Raw genomic sequence first — 20,098 nt, 5'->3', positions numbered from 1 at the left:
TTAACTCGCTTTGGCTCATTAGATTTAGATGGAGCACTTGGCGCTATTGGGTAGATTCAATTGCTTTATTGAGCGTATTTAAAAACCAGGTAATCCACTGTGTAATGCACAAATCACCACGCTGTGTTGCCTCTAAGACCTCGTAATAGCCTTTTCTATCTTCTAAAATTGCCACCGACATCGCATAGAACCGTATCGACTCTTTATGCTCTTGAGCAAGCGCTAAATCTGTAATAAGACGCGTAATACGCCCGTTACCATCTTCAAGCGGGTGTAGGGTAACAAACCACAAATGAGCGATAGCAGCACGAATAAAAGGGTCTGCATGTCGATCATTATAACCTGCATTAAACTAATTAAAAAAAACAGAGAGTTCGTTTTCGATAACATCTCTTGGTGGAGCAGTAAAATATAATACGGGTCTATCTAATCGCCCTGATACAACTTGCATTGGCTCGTTGCCACGTAATTGACCGCCCGCTATTTGAGTAAATAATTCTTGTTCACCTGCAAACAATAAACGATGCCAATTCAACACACGTTCTAACTCAAGCGGTGTATCGGTGTTATTAATTGCATCCAACATGATCTCTGCAAGATTATCGCTTTGCACTGTGGTTGGATAAGGCTGCTCATCAATGTGGAGTTTTTTAGCTAGTGACGAACGTACCGAAAACGCATTGAGTTTTTCACCTTCAATTGCGCTTGAATGAATAATATTAGCCAATAAAGTATCAAGTGCTTGCTGTTTTTGCTGCGTACTTTGCCCATCCATGCGACCAACCAGCACACCTTGGTTAAAACAAAGCTCTCTCAACAATGGCGCAAGCTGTTTTTCATCCCACGTAAAATTCGGCCAATCTTGTTGTTGCCATATCCACATAAGCGTTTGCCCTAAAATAAATTAGTTACAGTCTACGCCATATAATTGCCTCATTGTGTGAGTTTGTGGACTTGTGCAAACCCTAGCGCCCTTTACCATTAACTTAGAGCGTTTGACCTTTCGTTTCAGCGCAGCGTCTCTTAATCTCTTTGTGAATAAATCACTTAAAACCATATATGCACAAAGAGAAGTCAGCGGGTTTCGAGCAGCGAGCGACGGGCTATAAATTCAGCCTAGCGCCTTTAACCTAAAACCTTTTACCTATTCCCACCGTAGGCGTTAAGCTTGCTGACGTGAAAAGCGTAGCTTTTAATGGCTCGAAACCCGCAACTCGATACTCGTCGCCTTTGAGCAAAGTTATTCAAAAATATTCCTGATATTTTTGTTGGTTATTCGTCACCTCTCGGCGCTCTGAGCATTAGTGTGTGGTGATTGTGAAAATACAGCGCTTTTTAAATTTGATGGTTAAAGCTCAATATCATTCAAAACAATCTTACAAAATGATTTGAATACATCAAATGCTTCTTGCCACACCAATTTATGACTACCATAAACCATTGGAACAACATATTCATTAAAACGCGTTTTATAGAGTGAGTTCACTTGCAATACATCTAAGGCAAACTTAAGTTCAATAATCGGTTCTGCCATAAATTCTAAATGCTGGTTACCGTAACGGGTAATATCTTCTGCTATGACTTTTTTGACTAAAGGCACCACACCTGATGCATCCGCCAACCCAGCGTGTTGAATATAATAGGTATCATAAACATGGCGAATTAGCGCAGGATCATCGTCTCTTCTATTATCACGTGCAAAGCTCGCTGTGCGCCTAAGCATAGACACTAACTTTTCAGCTTGTGTACTCTCAATACTAGAAAAGTCCATCAGCGGCACTTCTGGTGTCTGTTGAGTTACCTCGTTCACTAAAGAAGATATATTGCGGCTTTGTACATTATCAAAAAGTAACGTTTCAATAAGCTCTAATTTAATAAACGGTCGTAAGCATGGGGCTTTTGAATGGGCTTGAGGATAGCGAATATCAATTTGTTGATATCGATATTCATCAAAAACAGTTGGAGTATTTTCTACAGAAAAATAATCATGTGAATTAATTGCAGCAATTAACTGTAAGTGGAGCGCTTTTCTAGCCTTTTTTCTTTTAGTTTTAGACGTGTTAGCAGTTAAATCTTTGGGAATGATTTTTATATCAACATCTTCAGACATTCGATGAGTTTTAATGCCTGACTTTGTTAATGCCGTACCACCTGAAAAAACTAAAAAATGCGTATCAAAAGATAGCTCACAAAGTAGCTTAAGTAATGCAACTACATAGTAATCTTTTTCAACAATAGCAGGGTTACCCATACCAAGAGCATCCGCTACATCTAAAAATAAATCACTATCAACTCGCATTAATAGCGCTATTATTTACAACAATTTTACGCTTAAAGCGGCTATTGGTCATTATTTTAAATGAAGCGGGAACTTGTAAGCTTTCACCATTAAGACTGCGTTGTGTAAATTCATCGAATTGATACTCAACGCCCAGTTTCTCAATAGCCTCTAAAATGACTCCATCTGCACCCGCAGGTGATGCTGGCATTAACTTACCAGTAATGCGATTTTCTCGCGCTTTAGTATAAAGCCCATAACCAATACGTAACAACTGGCCACTATCTACCAGCTTTTTTAAAACACGGCCAACTTGGTCGTAACCTGCAATATCAGCAAAATCAGCGCGCTCAAAAACATAACGCTTCGAGCGATTTATTCTTGTGGTTACTTTACTTGCTATTGTCATATTAATTACTCTCGTTGCTTAGACAAAATATAGCAAACATACGACATCTAAACAATGCAAACATACGACATTGAAATGATCGCGTTAAATTATCATAGTAGTTAATTTCACCATAGGAACCAGCATTAGCTATAATTGCTTTAAAACGAATTTACCACCGAGGGTGGCGGGATACGAGCGGCGAGCGGCGGGCAACCCCCCAGCACTTCCTTGTAGGTCGTCATTTATGGCGACAATGTCTAATATTGAAAATTGACGCGCTAAAGCACGACCTACATTAGACCCTTTGTGTCTACCTCTAAAACGCAGTGCCTCTTAATCTCTTTGTGAATAAATCACTTAAAACCATATTTGTACAAAGAGAAGACAGCGGGTTTCGAGCAGCGAGCGACGGGCTATAAATTCAGATTAGCGCCTTTAACCTAAAACCTTTTACCTATTCCCACCGTAGGCGTTAAGCTTGCTGACGTGAAAAGCGTAGCTTTTAATGGCAAAACCCGATCTCCGCAACTCGATACTCGTCTACTTTATTTATACATGTCGCGTTGGCGACGGCAACCTAAGTGTGGTTTGTCTTTAAATCAACTCTGCTGCAAGTAATTCATCCCTGAAGCTGGGTTCCTGTCAGCATCCATGCTTCCACTTCCTCGCGCTGCGAAACCTCGTTTCGGTCACTCGTCACCCACAGCGCCCCGAGCATTTTGCACTTTCCTCAAAGCCTAAATTGATATGAACGTAAACGCCGTGTAAGGCACATCATGTGCCTGTCACGGTTTTAATTGCATTGCCTAAAGGGATTTAGGTACTTGGAATTTGTCGGGAACAAAATTCCGCCATGCAATTAATTACTCATCAATAGAGTCTTTTCGGGCAAAATGACGGGGGAGTTGTCTTGGCAGTGGTCTTTAAATTTTAATGTAGGCGTTAAGCTTGCTGACGCGAAAAGCGTAGCTTTTAATATCAAAATCCGATCTCCGCAACTCGATACTCGTCTACTTTATTTATACATGTCGCATTGGCGACGGCAACCAAGGGGCGGATACCGCCGACCGCCCCTTGGAATCCCACGGCGCCCCGGGCATTTTGCACTTTCCTCAAAGCCTAAATTGATATGAACGTAAACGCCGTGTAAGGGCACATCCATGTGCCTGTCACGGCTTTGATTGCATCCATGCAATCGATTACTCATCAATTGAGTCTTTTGGGCAAAATGACGGGGGAATTATCTTAACAGCTGCCTTTAATTCAATAATGAGTTAATGCTTGTTTACATTGCATTTTTTAGTAAACTGAATGCTCGCAAACAGGGAGCGATTTAATGCAACAGATTGGTATTTACGAGCAGTTAATTACACAAGTAATTAAGCAAAATTTAAATCGTGACCAATTTTATGTGGGCGAACGCCAGCTAGAATCGGCTGAGGCGGCTACGTGGCTTTCGCGCTTTTTAGGTAAACTTGTTGAACATGCCATTGATGCAATCCCTAATTCAAGCGAGCGTTTGCAAGAGCAAATAAACCTCGCAAACAGCCTTGTGCTGTGGCTTAAAGATCATATTCGCGATGACGAGCTAATCAACGAAAACCTTATCGACAGCCAAGGTCGAATACTCACCGCGTTGTTTAATACCCAAAACCCTATTGCTGCAAATCTTAAAGATTACTCTCACGATATTTTTCCGCTAACAGGGCTTACCCAAAGCGAGTTATTTAGCGGCGCGAATGCGGGTATATCGCTCGAAACCGAGCTAAAACGCGAGATTAAATCATCCGACACTATTTACTGGCTTGTCTCATTTATAAAATGGACGGGGCTGCGCATTTTTAAAAATGAGCTTGAAGCTTTTACCAAAAGCGGCAATAAACTCAAAGTAATTACCACCTCGTACATGGGCGCAACGGATGCGAAAGCGGTGGAGTTTTTAGCTAACCTACCAAACACTGAGGTAAAACTTAGCTACAACAATCAACAAGAGCGCTTACACGCAAAGTCATACTTGTTTATACGTAATACGGGTTTTCATACCGGTTATATTGGCTCGTCTAATTTGTCGCATTCGGCGCTTACCAGTGGCCTTGAGTGGAACTTAAAAATTACCGCGCAAGAAATCCCGCACATCATAGGCAAAACCAAAAGCACTTTTGAGACCTACTGGCAATCACCAGATTTTGAGCTGTTTACAGGCAAGGTTGAATGTAAAGAAAAGCTCATAAATTCACTTAATGAACAACGCGGTATTGGCCAAGCAAGCAGCCAGTTTTATTTTGATATCACGCCAAAAACCCACCAGCTCGCAATATTAGAAAAACTAAGCGTAGAGCGCAGCGTGCATAATCGCTTTAAAAATTTAGTAGTTGCCGCAACGGGCACGGGTAAAACCATTATATCGGCGTTTGACTTTAAAGCCGTTTACGACAAAAACCCAAACGCACACTTTTTGTTTGTAGCCCACCGTGAAGAAATACTCAAACAAGCGCAAAGCGCTTATCGTGGCGTGCTTAAAAATAACGATTTTGGCGAGTTATGGGGCGGTAACTACAAACCACAGCGCTACAACCAATTATTTGCGTCAATTCAAACGCTGAATAGCCAAATTGAATCGCTGAATTTAACGCATGATTACTACGATTACATAGTGATAGATGAAGTACATCACGTAAGCGCCGCCAGTTATCGCGCTATTTTAAATCACTTTACGCCCACAATATTACTTGGCTTAACCGCCACACCAGAGCGACAAGATGGCGCCAATATACTTGATGATTTTTGCGGCGTAATAGCCGCTGAAATTCGCTTGCCAGAGGCAATAAATCAACGCCATTTATGCCCGTTTCAATACTTTGGACTAGATGACGATACCGACCTAAGCCATATAACATGGCGAGGTGGCCGTTACGATATAAGCGAATTAAGTAACCTTTATACAGGGGAGAACAGCCGCGCTAACAAAATTATATCGAGCCTTGCTGATATCGTAACCAATGTTCACAACATTAAAGCGTTGGCATTTTGTGTAAGCCAAAAACACGCTGAATTTATGGCTAAAAAGTTTAACTTAGCAGGCATAAACGCCGATGTACTGATCAGCAAAAACACCAATGAGCGCGCGGCTAAACAGCAAGCACTACGCCAAGGCGAAATACAAATACTGTGTGTGGTTGATATTTTTAACGAAGGTGTCGATATTCCAGAGGTCGATACACTTTTATTTTTACGCCCAACTGAAAGCCTAACGCTGTTTTTACAGCAACTCGGCCGTGGCCTGCGCCTGCCCGACAACAGCCAAAAACAGTGCTGCACCGTACTCGACTTTGTAGGCAACGCTCGCCCAGAATACGACTTTGCCAGTAAATTCCGCGCGCTGATTGGTAAAAGCAACCAACCAATAAAAACCGAGATTGAAAACAACTTCCCGCATTTACCGTTGGGTTGTCGTATAGAGCTACAAAAGCGCACACAACAAACAATACTAAAAAATATTCAGCAAGCCATAAACACTAAACGCCGTTTACAGCAACTTATAAATAGCTACTCGCAACACACCAATGACGCGCTAACGCTCAGTAATTTTTTACGCATAAACCCGCAAGTCACGCTTGAAGATATATACAAACCAAAAGATGGTAGGCTCGGCGGCTGGCACTGGTTAAAAGGCGATGAAATACCCGCAGAGCAAGCCGACATTTACGCCGCGTATTACCGCGCAATCAACACCCAATTACTAGGCTGCGACTCGCTCAGCTACTTATGCTTTTTACGTGATTTATGTAATAACGACTTTAGTTTTACGCCAACGCCACAAAACCAACAGTACGCGCTTATGGCGCATTACAACTTTTGGGATACTACTGGCTCAAGTTTAGGCTTTAAAACGCTTGAACAAAGCTTACAAGCCCTCAAACACCAAGAGCTACAGCAGGAACTTGTGCAAGTGATTACACTATTGATAAACCGCATTCACCAGCAAGAAAGCGATTTAACGTGCCTACCTAATCACGCAATAAAATTACACAGCCGCTACACGCGCCAACAAATACTCGCCGCGTTTGGAGCGCACTCGTTTGATAAAAAATCGACCGCTCGCGAAGGCGTTTTAGAATTTAAAAACCAAAACCTAGAGCTGCTATTTGTAACACTCAACAAGTGCGAAAAAACCTACTCGCCCACCACGCTGTATCACGATTACGCAATTAGCCCTACTCTGTTCCATTGGCAAACGCAAAACAGCGCCCGTCCAGAACACGGCCGCGGCCTTAGCTATATTGAACACCAAAAAACAGGCAAAACCATTCTGTTATTTGTGCGCGAACAAGGCAAAGACGAAAACGGCCGAACAATGGGCTTTGTAAACTACGGCGAGGTTAAATACCAAAGCCAAAACGGCAGTCAGCCGATGAATATAACGTGGGAATTAACCAACCCCATGCCAAGTGAAATGTGGCACGAGGCAGGGAAATTGGCGGTTGGGTGAAACCTAAAACCTTAAGCTTTCCCTATCTTTCTAGAATCCATTAAACGCTGACCTTGAATAGAAATACCCAGTAAATGAGATAACTGCTGCTTTTCTTTATATTCTACAGGGAACATATAAATGTGTTGTATGACCATCTCTTTTAAAATTCTTAAACAAACTTGATTATCTTGTAACTCTTTTATACAACTAGTTATATGATCTATATTAACCGTTTTGGTGAACTGTAACTCAATTGCCTGCCTAATAAGATTAAAAGCCGGCGTACCAACTTTAGACTCCATATCTCTATATACTTCTAGAGCTTCTTTTGAGCCAATTGAGCTAGCAATTTTCCTTGTAACCCCATTAATGATCCCGTAAGTAAGATGCAAGTATGCATTTTCAGCCTGCTTCTCTATTTCTTTATTTGAAATATTTGGGTGTTCTAAAAGGTGTGTTGAAATAAGCTTTACAATTTCTTTTTTTGCTGTATCTGAAATTTTTATAAAATATTCAAGAAATCTTAAACCAGCAAAAGCACCTGTTTTAGCGAGATCCTCCATCGATTGACGAGTTAAGGTTGCGTGGCGGTTGCGAATGATTTGCCCCGCAACTTCCATCCCTTTGAATGTTTGATTAATCTTTGCGAGAATATCTAATGATTCGCCTTCTTCATTATCATTCTTTCGTTCTAATTCATCTAATTGATCATTTTGAACATCGCGCTCCTTTTGGATTTCACGTTGTTCAATTATTAACTCAGGAATAACTTTCATGAAGTCGCTCATAAATGAGAGCTGGGTTTTACTCAATGTAGCTTCATTATGTTCTTCAAAAAGAGAATCTAATACAGATTTAATTTTATGTAGTACCCATGAATCTTTTGTATGATGAGTAATAAATATTAAAATATTTGCATAATCTTCTCTATGTAATTTTGAAAGCAACCCTTCTATTTTGATTTTTGTCTCACTACTATCTCTATAAGATTCAGCAATTTTCTTGCCCACAAAAAAATAATAAATATATGGGTATTTAAATCCAATATTAATACCATTGTCATTAAGAATCGAGTGACTAATTAATTTCTTAAGTACTTGGTCTTTATCTATAGATAAGAAACTCTTGCAGTAATTCGTAAAAAACAACTCAATCTCAAAAGGGTTTAAATTATTTTCTTTTTTAAAAATCTCCCATGCAAGCTCAGTTAACACATTTAAATATTTATCAAAATCTTGCTTACTTATATTTGCTTTATCAAATGATTGATTATATTAACTGTTGATAACAATGCCCATAACTCGTTAGTTCTAAATTAAGCTGAGCATTTGCCTCAAACATTTGAAGTAACATTAAAATATATATAGGCTTAGGTGGGACAATGTTCTTTTTAATAATTCCATTCAGACGCGACTTTAATTCATCACATTTTGTATACAGTTCTTTCTCATCAATATTTTCTTCAACACCTAAAGAGATCCACTTTTGTACTAACTCCTCTCTTTTTTTATTACCTAACCCTAACAACTCAATACTCTCGTAGTCATCTAAAGCAGGCATATCACCATAAATATAATTATATGAACTATGGCAAGTAATATAGACACTTTGAGTAAGTGAGTTAATATCAGCTAAGAATTTACTTTTATATTTTTGGTTTAGACCGATTTCATCAATATTATCTAAAAGTATTATGGCTTTCTTACTTGAGGTAAAAGCTAGATAGGTAAGATCTTCATATTGTAAATCTAATTGCTTCGTAATTTCACTTTCTATTGATGCTTTTTTTATAGTTTTAGCATCAATGTAAAGAGGTAAACACTGCTCTTTAAGGAGCTCTCTATATAAATATTTTAATAAAGACGTTTTACCTTGCTGCTCTTCACCTGATATTATGTAACTACCTTTTTCGTCAAGTAAATATTTCGATGATTTGATATCAACCAACTCATCTTTACTTTCTAACTCTATATCAGGTACTACATAAATATCTTCTAAACTAACCTGATTTACTTTTCTATGAGTTAATACTATTTCAGTATCGACTAACCAATCATTTATAAATTTTGAGCAAATTACTTCTGTAGGATTAACAATACTAGTAACAACTGGTTCCTTTGGTTCGAAATTTTGAATGTGAGTTTTTAAACCACTAATAACATCTAACCAAGCTTCGTCAACATTCTCCCAAGAAGATATTGGTCTAGCATCTTTCGGTAGCCCCTGTATTTTCGATATCTCGGAATCAGTCCAATCTACAGCTCTAATTACAATAGGTATTAGTTGTGCCTCCCCTCTCTCATGCATTTCTAATGCTGTTTTAACTTCAACCCCCATACAATAATCTGAATTCATGAAAGATGCGCTGATTAGAAAAAGAATTATATTAGATGACCTTAGGTTATTTGAAATTTCTTCGTCCCAATTTTGTCCAGCAACTATTTTCCTATCATTCCACTCATTAATAATACCTGCCCTTCTTAAGCCTGACATATGTTCTATTAGTTCTTCTTTGTATTGCTCATCCTTATGCGCATAACTTATAAAAATTTTTTTATTCACTATTCAATCCCTAATTAACTCTTCTCAATTATATTAATTTTTTACATCACTAGTCATAAATACAAGATAAACTCCCGCCAAAAATAGTAAACACCAATCTACCAGCACACTCCATTCCCCCGTGATCACACCCGAAAGTTATGAATTGATGAGTAATCACTTGCATGGATGCAAGTTAAGCCGTGCCTTCGCCATGGATGGCGAATACACGGCGCTTACGTTCACATCAATTTGTAGCTTGAGGACATAGTGTGATCCTCGGGCGCGCCGTGGGATTCCAAAGGGCGGTCGGCGGCTGCCGCCCTTTGGTTGCCTTCGCCAACGCGATAAAACCTCAAATAGAGGTTATTAAATCCCTTTTCCCAAAACCATGTAAAAATCACGGCTAAGGCAAATTCCTAAACTTTAAAAGCGCGAGATAAACTTCCCGCCTACGGCACGACCTACACATTTAAAAGCTGCGCTTTTCGCGCGAGCAAGCTCTGCGCCTACAAGTTAAAGCGCGACTACAAACTACTCTGCAACCACTTGTTTAAACCGTGCGAATGTTCGCATGCTTTCATCTGCAATCATTACCTCGTAATCTGGGTTTTGAGCAATTAGCTCATATTGCCCGTTAGGTAATTTATTAACTTTACGCAGTAAATACTGCTCTTCCCCGCCTATACCGTCTCGCTCTATCGCCACTATTTGGCCGCGTAGCGATCCTGCTTTATCGGAGGTTATAAGCTCAAGTAGCAGTAAATCACCATCAAGTATTGGGTGTTTACCGCCATTCATTGAGTTACCCGATGCGTGCGCTAAAAAGTGTACTTGTGGGTCTAGCTTGCCCGCACCAAGTGGTGCGTCCATCAATTCCATATCGCTTTCATCCCCTGTTTTAAAATGCCCACAAGCTATTTTAATGTTGGGGAAGTACGGCAGCTTTAATACGTTATCTTGCTCTTTTGCTGTATCGGCACGATCTTTAAACTTTAGCTGAGTCACATTGTCAGCTTGTTGATCGGTATTTTGTTCAGTTGTTGCTACGTTTACTTTTAGCCGTTGGCTGTATTTAGCTAAGCTGTATTCAACCAGCTCTAACACGGCGTTGTTTAGTAATTCGAGTTTATCTGCGGGTACGTCAAACGTGGCTTTCACGGTGTCGTTTTCTAGCGTAAACCACTGCGTGCCATCTTTATTTTTATTGGTGTAAGCTTTGATAGGATTTTTACGCCAGTAGCTTTGCCATATTTGTGAGTCAGCGGCAGCTTGCTGCTCTTTGGCTGATAAATCGTGTTGTTTTAAATTTGGGTGGCGTGCTAATACTTTCGCACTCATGGCTGCAAGCTCTGCAACTGTTGGGGGAATGGTAAAACCATTTAATGCAACATAAGCTTCAAGCAAAATAGCTTTAAAGCATTTGGTCATACTGGTTGTTTGTATACCCTTATGTAAAAAGTCATAGAACGGCGCTAGTTGCTCAGCGCCTTGTTGTGCCTCATCATCAATGTTTTGTGTTTTAGCAATTAGCTCAAACCAACTAGTGTAATTGCTGTTTACCTTTTTTATATCCCCATAGTGGTAGTAAAACTCACTTAAGGTGGGTAAATGCCCAAGTTGCTCAGCAAGTTGAGTTATATCTTCAATCGCGGTGGTGCGCTGCGCCTTAGCTAGCTGTTGCCAGAAGTCGGTGACTTTTAAATCAATATTTATAAAACAGCCATCAGCTAGATTTGGCTTTTTAAGCTTTTTCACTACACCACTTGGCGTAGTTTCATGGAGTAACGCATAAGGCTTATTTAAAAAGCTATGGTGGTTACCAATAAAGTCGAGCACCACTAAATGCGTTTTACCTTCTAGCGTACGCAAACCACGCCCTAATTGCTGTAAAAACAGGATTTTAGAATCACTTGGGCGCAGCATTAAAATAGTATCAATGCTTGGTAAGTCAGTGCCTTCGTTAAACAGATCAACGGTAAATAGTACTTCAACTTGGCATTGTTCTAATTGGTTAAGCGCCTCATTACGGCGTACTTTTGATTGGCTGTGTACTGATAGTGCTTTTACACCCGCTTTATTAAACGCATCAGCCATGTAATCGGCATGTTTGGTGGAAATACAAAAGCCCAAGGTGCGTTTTTGTTTATATTGCTGCCACTGTGCAAGCGCATGATCGGCTCGTTTTTGTGTCGCAAATTTGTTTTCTAGTGCTGCAGGATCAAATCGACCATTGCGCCATGGAATGGCTTGGTAGTTTACGTTTTCGTCCCAAATACCATAGTAATGAAACGGCACTAACGTTTTTTGATCAATTCCTTGCGTTAAGTTTCTCTCAAATACTAAATTGTTGTCGCACAATCCTAAAATATCGGCTTGGTCGGTACGTTCTGGCGTGGCGGTTAAACCGAGTAAAAACTGTGGTTCAAAATAGTTTAATAGCTGACGATAAACACGTGCGCTGGCATGATGAAACTCATCAACAATGATGTAGTCGAACGCCGTTGGTGCAAATTGCTTTAAATGATTACTTCGACCAATGGTTTGAATAGAGGCAAATAAACAGTCGGCGTTTTTGTCGCGGTGTTTACCGTTATAGAATCCCGTTGAAAGCGGTAGTAGTTCAGCAAAAGTACGCTGTGCTTGTACAAGTATTTCTTCACGATGCGCGACGAATAATATCCGTTTAGCTTTGAATTGTTTAACATCAAACGCGCTTAACCATGTTTTACCCATGCCTGTTGCTAAGACTACTAAGCCACGTTTAAAGCCCTCAGCGCGAGTTTGCGCTAGAGCATTGAGCGCTTCAATTTGAGCTGGCCTTGGTGTTTTAGCTTCGCTTTGTTCAATAATTTGTTCCGCTGTATCGGCATGATTTACCGCTACAAACTGCTGTGTTTTGCGCCTAGCAATGTAGTTATTAATCCATTCATGGCTTAAATGGGTAACAAATTCGTGGTTGAAAATAGCGTAAAAAGCATTCCGAATACTTAAAAATTGCTGCGCTGCTTGGCTTGTTTTTGGCTGCAGGTAATCATGTCTAAAATTCCACTCATGACCTTTAGTAAGTGCGCTGGCGCTAATGTTACTTGAGCCGATAAAGGCACAACCAGACGTAATTTCGCTGGTGTCATTTTTTTTGACAAAAATATACGACTTCATGTGAAAGCTTTGGTTGCTCTGTGTTTGGTAAATACGCACATCGGCACCACGATCCACTAATACCATTAGCTCTCTGAGCGCATTAGGATGAGTAATATCAAGGTAATCGGAGGTTAACAGCTTTAGTGTTGCGCCACTTTGTAAAGCTTCATTGAGTGGGTCAAATAACAAAGCCAAGCCACTGGGTTGGATAAATGACACTGTGATTTCAATCTCTGTGGCATTATTTATTGCATGTACAAGATTAGGTAATAGCGGATCATCGGCACCCGTAATAAGCTGCTGCTTATTACTTTGCAATTGGTGCTGTTCGTTAAAGCTATTCATTTATTAATTCGCTGCGCGTTAATAATGCGTTGAGCCACACTTCGCTTTCGCGCTCTGGTCGTTGGTCGACCGTTTGCCATTGTTTTAGTATTTTAAGTTTTGTGTGGCTGTTAATTAACGCAGTTAGGCCCTCTTCATTTAAATCGGTAAATTCACGGCCATTATGTACACGCTCTTGCGTGCCATATTTAAACGATACATATAAAACGCCATTGGGTTTTAGGGCATTTTGCAGTTTTAAAAACACTTGTGGTAACTCAGCTTTTGGTACATGTAATAAACTCGCGCAGCACCAAATGCCGTCGTACTTATTAGTACAATTTAGCTGCTGAAAGGTTTTAACCTCTACGGCTTGTTGTAAGTAATTACTGGCTAACTTTGCAAGCTCGGGACTTGCGTCAAATGCGCTAACAGTAAAACCTTGCTGTTTAAAATACATGGCATCGCGGGCGCTACCGCAGCCTGCATCTAATATATGGCCGTGTTTAGCAATAAGCGGCAAAAACTCATTATAAAGCGCCGACATATCAACATTAAGCGTTGAATCGCTGAAACTTTGTGCGTTTTGATTGTAGTAATTGAGTGTTTTAGTAGGCACTAAATTCACCGCTCCTTGGTTTATATATTAACAGCACGAGCTATTAATCTGGTATTCATTTATAACTAATCTACAGTATCAACATTTAAAAATATAGAGCTACGGCAATATATACGCCCTAAGTAGTATGTTTTCATTACAAAAAAGCACTGTTTAATTGTTATAAACCAATGTTATTTACACTTTTACCTAATAGCTTTACATCTTTGAAAGTATTAAAGTTATATAAACGCTTCGGCGCTATTTGAATGAGTAGCGATAATTAAACACTTACCTTAATCCACACTAAAAACATGGCTGTTATTTACCCTGCAGTGTAACGGCTTGAATAAACGTTTATTTAAGCCGTTATAAGCTTACCAAGCGTTTTAAAGGTTACATTACGTGCAATCGCTTTAGCTGCTGGCCTTTTAATAACAACTACCTAACCCTGTTTATATTTACAACTTGGTTTATACTAAAGTGTTGTAATTTTTTAGAGTAATAAAATGCTTAAAGTCGCTTTTGTTGTATTACTAATCTTTAGCTGTAGCGTATTTGCCTGTAACAAAACACTTAAGGTGGGTACTAATGAACGCAACTGGCCGCCTTATGTGGTGGCAGTAAAAAACAATTTAACAGGCGTTGAAATTGACGTGTTGAACACGATTTTTAACGGCTCATCTTTTTGTTTAAAATTTGTGTTGCTGCCTACCTCATCGCGCGCTTTTGAAGAATTAAAAGAAGGCCGTATTGATGTTATTTTTGCCGCGAGTAAAACATCAGCAAGAGCTGATTTTGCCTATTTTAGCGATGCCTATCGTGATGAAGTAGTTCGCCTGTATAAATACACCGAATCGCCTGATTTAAATAACATTAGCGATATTTTTTATAAAGATTTAACCTTGGCGGTTAACCGTGGCAGTTATTATGGCGTTGCGTTTGAGCTGTTTAAACAAAACTACCCCGCTAACGTTATTATGATGCCTACAGCCGAAAAACGTTTTGCAATGCTCAATAAAAATAGAGTTGATTACGCAATTGAAGACGAACTAGCAGCGCAATATTTTATAAACCAATACCCAGCAATAGAAGCGGTTACTAATACAGCGGCCATCAATAAGAGCTCTATTCATTTAATGCTCAGTAAAAAAACCATTAGCCAAGCCGAGTTACAAGCTATAAATGAGTTAATTAAACAAAATAAATCCGCTATACAAGCCATTTACCCACATTACTGAACCCGTAGATTTCGCAACATTTAAAAGCTGCGCTTTTCGTGCGAGCAAACTCTGAGACTACAATCACAAGCCGGATTATAAACTCCCGCCTACATTCATAAACACTAAGAGTGTAATAGGTGTTAGGTTTTAGGACAGTGACAGAGATTACTAGTTATTAGGCTGTTTGCACAAGCTCGCAACCCGTTGCTCGTATCCAGTAGCAGCGATTTCATATCGCGTAAGATTAAGCCTAAATAAATATTTACCACCGAGAACACAGAGTTCACAGAGAAATGCTTAAAAAATACCGTTCCACCTCTGTGTAGCGCAAAGCGCCTCAAGAACCTCTGTGGTGCAAAATTGTTTTTAAATTAAAAGCGCGAGGTAAACTCCCGCCTACCGATATGATTAACGTTGACGGTTATCGTAGACGGGCTTTATGCCGCGCAAGGTCATTATTCACAAAGAGGTTATGAGACGCTGCGCTGAAAAGAGAAGGCGCTGGGTGCTAGATTGTGCCCGTAGCCCACTACCCGCCGCCCGAGAACTTTACCTTTCCCCTTTAACCTCAATCAGCTTGCTAATTCGGCCATCGCTTTTTGGCTGAACAAGTGCATAGTTACATAATGTCGTTTTTTAATAATCGTCTTCACAATTTCTTGATCTATATTCAAATAATCATGCACAAGCGCATTGCGTAAACCGATTATTTTACGCCATGAAAGCAACTCATTATCGGTTAAAACACCGAGTTGCGTTAGTTCACTAAATGTTTGGTAGGCATTACTGCTTGTCGTGTTTTTATACTTTTTAAGCCAGTGCTTAGATAAACCAATACACACTTCTGTCATTAACTGTAACAAACGCTCTGCGGCACGGTAGTCTCTATTATTAAGTTGATCTATTTGGCTTAATTCGTCGAGTTCTTGCATATATTCATCAATATGTCGTGTTACTTCACTTATATAAAGCGCTATTCCTGTATCAATCATGCTTACTCGCTATCATCTCAAATTCAAATTGGCTATAAATACGCTGCTGCTCTTTCATCGCTCTAAGGCTATTTTTACCTAAAATTACACATCCGTACTCTATTATGTTGAATGCAAGGTAACTGGGGATTAAGTTTATATCAACGATTGAAATAAGCTGTTCGTTTAGGCTAAGCGCATTGCTGATTTCTAGCTCGAGTTCTTTTGGCCTGAGTCGTTTATCAAACGAGCTAAGATCAAAATTTTTAAAAGCGATAGCAAGATCAATATCACTATGAGGTTGTGCTGTACCTTTGGCGTGAGAGCCATACAACCAAACCACTTCAATGTCGCTATTTTTCTGCAAGTAATTAACTATTTGTTGAAAAATATTATTGCTCAAAATAAAAAACCATTAGTAAAAACTAAGATAATCATAACTTATCTGTTTTATACTGAACACTAAAACCGATAATGTACTTTTATTCACGTAAATTAATTTTAAGTGATGTATTCACCAAAGAAGCGCTAGGTAAAAGGCGCTAGCTTCAGGGGAAGTAACTAGGTGCTAAGTTATGCCCATAGCCCAAAACCCGCCGCCCGAGAACTTTTACCTTTCCCCTTTAATCACTTTCTCTGTGTACTCTGCGACCTCGGTGGTAAATAGGTTTTTATTTATTTTATTCACCACGAGGAAGAAGAGGCGCTGCGCTGAAAGAGGAAATAAAAAAGCCAAATATTATTATGTAGCAGCGATTTTATATCGCGTCAGATTTAGGTCATTAAGCATAGAGACGCTGAAAGAGAAGGCCAAAGGCGCTAGGCAGTGTTCGCTACTCGTCGCTCGAAGCCCGCCGCTCGTAACCTTTAATCACTTTCTCTGTGCACTCTGCGAACTCTGTGGTGAATAGGTTTTAATTTATTTTATTCACCACAGAGGTTAAAGGCGCTAGGCTGTGCTCGCTACTCGTCGCTCGAAGCCCGCCGCTCGTAACCTTTAATTTCAATCTTCCACTTTTTTAGATCTTTTTGCGTAACCAAAACAAGCTGCCTTCGGTGGCTATCCACGCTTGTTTACCCAGTGAATTTAGGTATATCCCTACTTCTTCTTTACTGCCTGGGCTGTAAAAATCAAAGTCGTCACTTTTTAGTTTTTCTTGCCCAGTAAGTAGTTTTATAAAGTGTTTATTAAGCTGTTTAAGTTGCTTTTTGTATTGCTTGGCTTGGCTAGAGTCACCATTTTTATGAAATTCACTCAAGGCGCGGCTTGCTGTGGCATGGAGCTCTTCGCTGTCGAAGTCAGCTAAAAGCGCATCTAGCTTTTGCCACTGGCCTTTAATTATGTAGCAGTTCATTAGCCAATGCCGATTCGCTTGATTATCCATGGGGTTTAATTGCAACAGTGTTTCAAATTCATCAATGGCAAGTTGTATATTGCCTTGTAGTGCGTTAATTTGTGCTCGGTGCGACCGTAGCATCATATAAGGGCGTGTTTCGTGGATCAGCCAAAAGTGGCCTTGGTTTTGTGCTATGTATTGCTCTGTAATAAAACCCTCAAACAGTTCAAGTAACGCTTCTATCGGTTCAAACGCGCTGGGGGTAAAGTCGCTAAGGATTGCTTCCATTAATTGATCAATCACTTCGTTGTCAATCACTTTACCAGCAGCAAAATCATCGTTGTTGTGTTGGTGTGCAAACTCTTCTGTAAATTGTTCGTTAAACGCGGCTTCGTCTTCATCGCTCCAGCGGGTGTCTTCAAAAAAACGAATGTTGTAAAGCGCGTCGGCTACAAAGTAGATGTAATTCTTTTTAAATGATTGCGCTAGGCCTTGGTTGTCAGCAAATTTTTTCACTGCAGCTTGCTCAGAGCTAAACGCACTAAGTATCTCATTCAAACTTGCTAGCACCTCTTTTTGCTGTTTGTCTAGGCTGCGTTTATCAATAAACTTAAGTGCCTGTAATGCCCCTTTACAGTAATTGGGTAATGGCATATTAGCTTTGAGTGAATCGCGGTAATCGGTTTTAGATAAGCTGCATTTAGTGGGCATTTTAAAATCTTCACTCATCACTTTTTGCATGCTGTTATTGTAATTTTCCATCAGGCTTTCGAGGTACTTTAACTCTGCGTCTGATGTAAAATTAATTTCACCTAATAGGTCTGGCTGCCATTGGCTGGGCATTATTATGTCGGGCAGTAAGCCTAACCCTAAAAAGTAACCCTGAATAAAGTAATAATCTGGCTGTTTTACACTTAGCTTGCTAAGTTTTATAACTTCGCTGCGAATTTTAGCTGGCGACATAACTCACTCTTTTTGATATTTTTTATTACAATAAAGTCGTACATAAAAACAATCAAGTGAATTAGCGTTTAAATAGGCTAGCCTTTAGTATACTTGGTCTGTATAATTTGCCGCCTTATTTACACCTATTGCCTGGTCTATTTTCGCACCTGCTGCGCCCATAACCCTGTCAGTATTTTTCTAGGACACCTTTTTTTGATCTCCACCGCAAATATTACGATGCAGTTTGGCGCAGAGCCGTTGTTTGAAAACATTTCAGCTAAATTTGGTAACGGTAACCGTTACGGTTTAATTGGCGCTAACGGCTGCGGCAAGTCGACATTTATGAAAATTTTAAGCGGTGCGCTTACGCCTAGTGCAGGTAATGTGTCTATTACGCCGGGGCTAAAATTAGGTAACCTAAGCCAAGATCAGTTTGCGTTTGAACAATACAGCGTAGTTGACGCGGTAATTATGGGCGACGTTGAGCTTTGGAAAGTAAAACAAGAGCGCGACCGTATCTATTCGTTGCCTGAAATGAGCGAAGAAGACGGCATGAAAGTGGCAGAGCTTGAAAGCATCTTTGCTGAAATGGACGGTTACACCGCAGAAAGTCGCGCAGAAGAAATACTACTTGATGCGGGTATCGATAAAGAATTTCATTATGGTTTAATGGCAAACGTAGCCCCTGGTTGGAAATTGCGTGTGCTGTTAGCACAGGCGCTATTTGCAAATCCTGATATTTTGCTACTTGATGAGCCAACCAATAACTTGGATATTCATACTATTACGTGGCTTGCGAATGAGCTTAACCAACGTAAATGCACCATGATTATTATTTCCCATGACCGTCACTTTTTAAACTCGGTATGTACGCACATGGCCGATATTGATTACGGCGAGCTGCGTATTTACCCAGGTAACTACGAAAAGTACCTTGAAGCCTCAGGCTTGCAACGCGAACAGTTATTAGCTGAAAACGCGAAAAAAAGCGCTGAAATTGACGAGCTGCAAGACTTTGTTAACCGTTTTGGTGCTAATGCCTCTAAAGCAAAACAAGCCAGCTCGCGCGCTAAAAAAATGGATAAAATTAAGCTTGATGAAGTTAAAGCGTCAAGCCGTATGAGCCCGTCACTGAGCTTTGACGAAGGCAAAAAAATGTATCGCCAAGCGCTTGAGCTAACCAAGCTTGGCCATGGGTTTGACGGTGAAACGTTATTTACCGGCGGCGACTTATTGCTAGAAGCGGGTGCAAAGCTTGCGGTAATTGGCGAAAACGGTGTGGGAAAAACCACCTTTTTACGGTGTTTAGTTAACGAGCTTGAAAGTTTACACGGTGAAGTTAAATGGTCAGAAAACGCCACGTTTGGTTACTGCCCACAAGACAGCAGCAAAGACTTTGATAACGACTTAACGTTATTTGATTGGATGTCGCAGTGGCGCACTGCTAAACACAACGATTTAATGGTTCGTGGCATGTTAGGGCGTTTATTATTTACCGCAGACGATTCAAATAAAAAAGCGCGTAACTGTTCAGGTGGTGAGAAAAACCGTTTGTTATTCGGTAAGTTAATGATGCAAGACGTTAACGTACTAATAATGGATGAACCAACAAACCACATGGATATGGAAGCCATTGAAGCGCTTAACAATGCCCTAAAAGATTTTAAAGGCACGCTTATTTTTGTAAGCCATGACCGTGAGTTTGTATCGTCACTAGCAACGCGTATTGTTGATATTAAAGACAAGCAGGTAATTGACTTCCAAGGTACGTTTGACGAATACCTGGCAAGCTGCGAAGAAAACAAAGTAGCTTAAGAGCTAGGTTAAAGGTTAAAGGTTAAAGGTTAAAGGTTAAAGGTTAAAGGTTAAAGGTTA

General features: G+C 40.0%; 12 protein-coding genes and 1 pseudogene. 3 read left to right on the top strand and 10 right to left on the bottom strand.

Translation table 11 applies throughout. The annotated features are described in order from the left end of the window. Window positions 1-58: 58 nt before the first annotated feature. The 3 genes and pseudogenes from QMA00_RS16790 to QMA00_RS16780 form a co-directional block, all read right to left on the bottom strand. Window positions 59-883: pseudogene (locus QMA00_RS16790) on the bottom strand (DUF4172 domain-containing protein); the annotation flags it as partial. Between the two features lie 465 nt (window positions 884-1,348). Further along, window positions 1,349-2,299: a nucleotidyl transferase AbiEii/AbiGii toxin family protein gene (locus QMA00_RS16785; protein ID WP_076923152.1), complete on the bottom strand. Its 951-nt coding sequence runs from the start codon at window positions 2,297-2,299 to the stop codon at window positions 1,349-1,351. Continuing rightward, window positions 2,289-2,687 carry a DUF6088 family protein gene (locus QMA00_RS16780; RefSeq protein WP_008113525.1) on the bottom strand — a complete coding sequence of 133 codons (399 nt, stop codon included), beginning with the start codon at window positions 2,685-2,687 and terminating at the stop codon, window positions 2,289-2,291. Before QMA00_RS16780 ends, QMA00_RS16785 begins: the two co-directional genes overlap by 11 nt. A gap of 1,318 nt (window positions 2,688-4,005) precedes the next feature. On the opposite strand from QMA00_RS16780, the gene QMA00_RS16775 reads away from it, so the two are divergent. Next, window positions 4,006-7,158: a DEAD/DEAH box helicase gene (locus tag QMA00_RS16775; protein ID WP_076923151.1), complete on the top strand. Its 3,153-nt coding sequence runs from the start codon at window positions 4,006-4,008 to the stop codon at window positions 7,156-7,158. An 11-nt stretch (window positions 7,159-7,169) separates the two neighbouring features. Here QMA00_RS16775 and QMA00_RS16770 read toward each other — a convergent pair whose 3' ends face one another. The 4 genes from QMA00_RS16770 to QMA00_RS16755 all read right to left on the bottom strand — a co-directional run bounded on the left by QMA00_RS16770 (window position 7,170) and on the right by QMA00_RS16755 (window position 13,768). Next, window positions 7,170-8,354: a hypothetical protein gene (locus QMA00_RS16770; RefSeq protein WP_217696943.1), complete on the bottom strand. Its 1,185-nt coding sequence runs from the start codon at window positions 8,352-8,354 to the stop codon at window positions 7,170-7,172. Between the two features lie 55 nt (window positions 8,355-8,409). After that, window positions 8,410-9,702 carry a toll/interleukin-1 receptor domain-containing protein gene (locus tag QMA00_RS16765; RefSeq protein WP_217696942.1) on the bottom strand — a complete coding sequence of 431 codons (1,293 nt, stop codon included), beginning with the start codon at window positions 9,700-9,702 and terminating at the stop codon, window positions 8,410-8,412. A 513-nt stretch (window positions 9,703-10,215) separates the two neighbouring features. Then, window positions 10,216-13,170: a DEAD/DEAH box helicase family protein gene (locus tag QMA00_RS16760; protein ID WP_076923150.1), complete on the bottom strand. Its 2,955-nt coding sequence runs from the start codon at window positions 13,168-13,170 to the stop codon at window positions 10,216-10,218. After that, entirely contained in the window at window positions 13,163-13,768 is a 606-nt protein-coding gene (locus QMA00_RS16755; protein WP_076923153.1) for a class I SAM-dependent methyltransferase, read from the bottom strand. The genes QMA00_RS16760 and QMA00_RS16755 overlap by 8 nt, the downstream gene beginning before the upstream one ends. A gap of 488 nt (window positions 13,769-14,256) precedes the next feature. Between QMA00_RS16755 and QMA00_RS16750 the strand changes: the two genes are divergently transcribed. After that, window positions 14,257-14,988, top strand: a complete 732-nt coding sequence (locus tag QMA00_RS16750) for a transporter substrate-binding domain-containing protein (protein WP_076923149.1) — start codon at window positions 14,257-14,259, stop codon at window positions 14,986-14,988. A 554-nt stretch (window positions 14,989-15,542) separates the two neighbouring features. Here QMA00_RS16750 and QMA00_RS16745 read toward each other — a convergent pair. The 3 genes from QMA00_RS16745 to QMA00_RS16735 form a co-directional block, all read right to left on the bottom strand. Then, window positions 15,543-15,962, bottom strand: a complete 420-nt coding sequence (locus QMA00_RS16745; protein ID WP_008113534.1) for a DUF86 domain-containing protein — start codon at window positions 15,960-15,962, stop codon at window positions 15,543-15,545. Further along, on the bottom strand, window positions 15,955-16,344 hold the full coding sequence (locus QMA00_RS16740) for a nucleotidyltransferase domain-containing protein (RefSeq protein WP_076923148.1): 390 nt from the start codon (window positions 16,342-16,344) through the stop codon (window positions 15,955-15,957). Before QMA00_RS16740 ends, QMA00_RS16745 begins: the two co-directional genes overlap by 8 nt. Window positions 16,345-16,960: 616 nt before the next feature. Beyond that, a complete protein-coding gene (locus QMA00_RS16735) occupies window positions 16,961-18,241 on the bottom strand; it encodes a UPF0149 family protein (RefSeq protein WP_076923147.1) in 1,281 nt (426 codons plus the stop codon). A gap of 195 nt (window positions 18,242-18,436) precedes the next feature. Between QMA00_RS16735 and QMA00_RS16730 the strand changes: the two genes are divergently transcribed. Beyond that, window positions 18,437-20,038 (top strand): ABC-F family ATPase, encoded by a 1,602-nt coding sequence (locus tag QMA00_RS16730; RefSeq protein WP_076923146.1) that lies wholly within the window; start codon window positions 18,437-18,439, stop codon window positions 20,036-20,038. Window positions 20,039-20,098 lie beyond the last annotated feature (60 nt).

The sequence above is a fragment of the Pseudoalteromonas sp. APC 3694 genome (assembly GCF_030407565.1).
GTDB lineage: Bacteria > Pseudomonadota > Gammaproteobacteria > Enterobacterales > Alteromonadaceae > Pseudoalteromonas > Pseudoalteromonas tetraodonis.
This window is presented reverse-complemented; position numbering and strand designations above follow the sequence as displayed.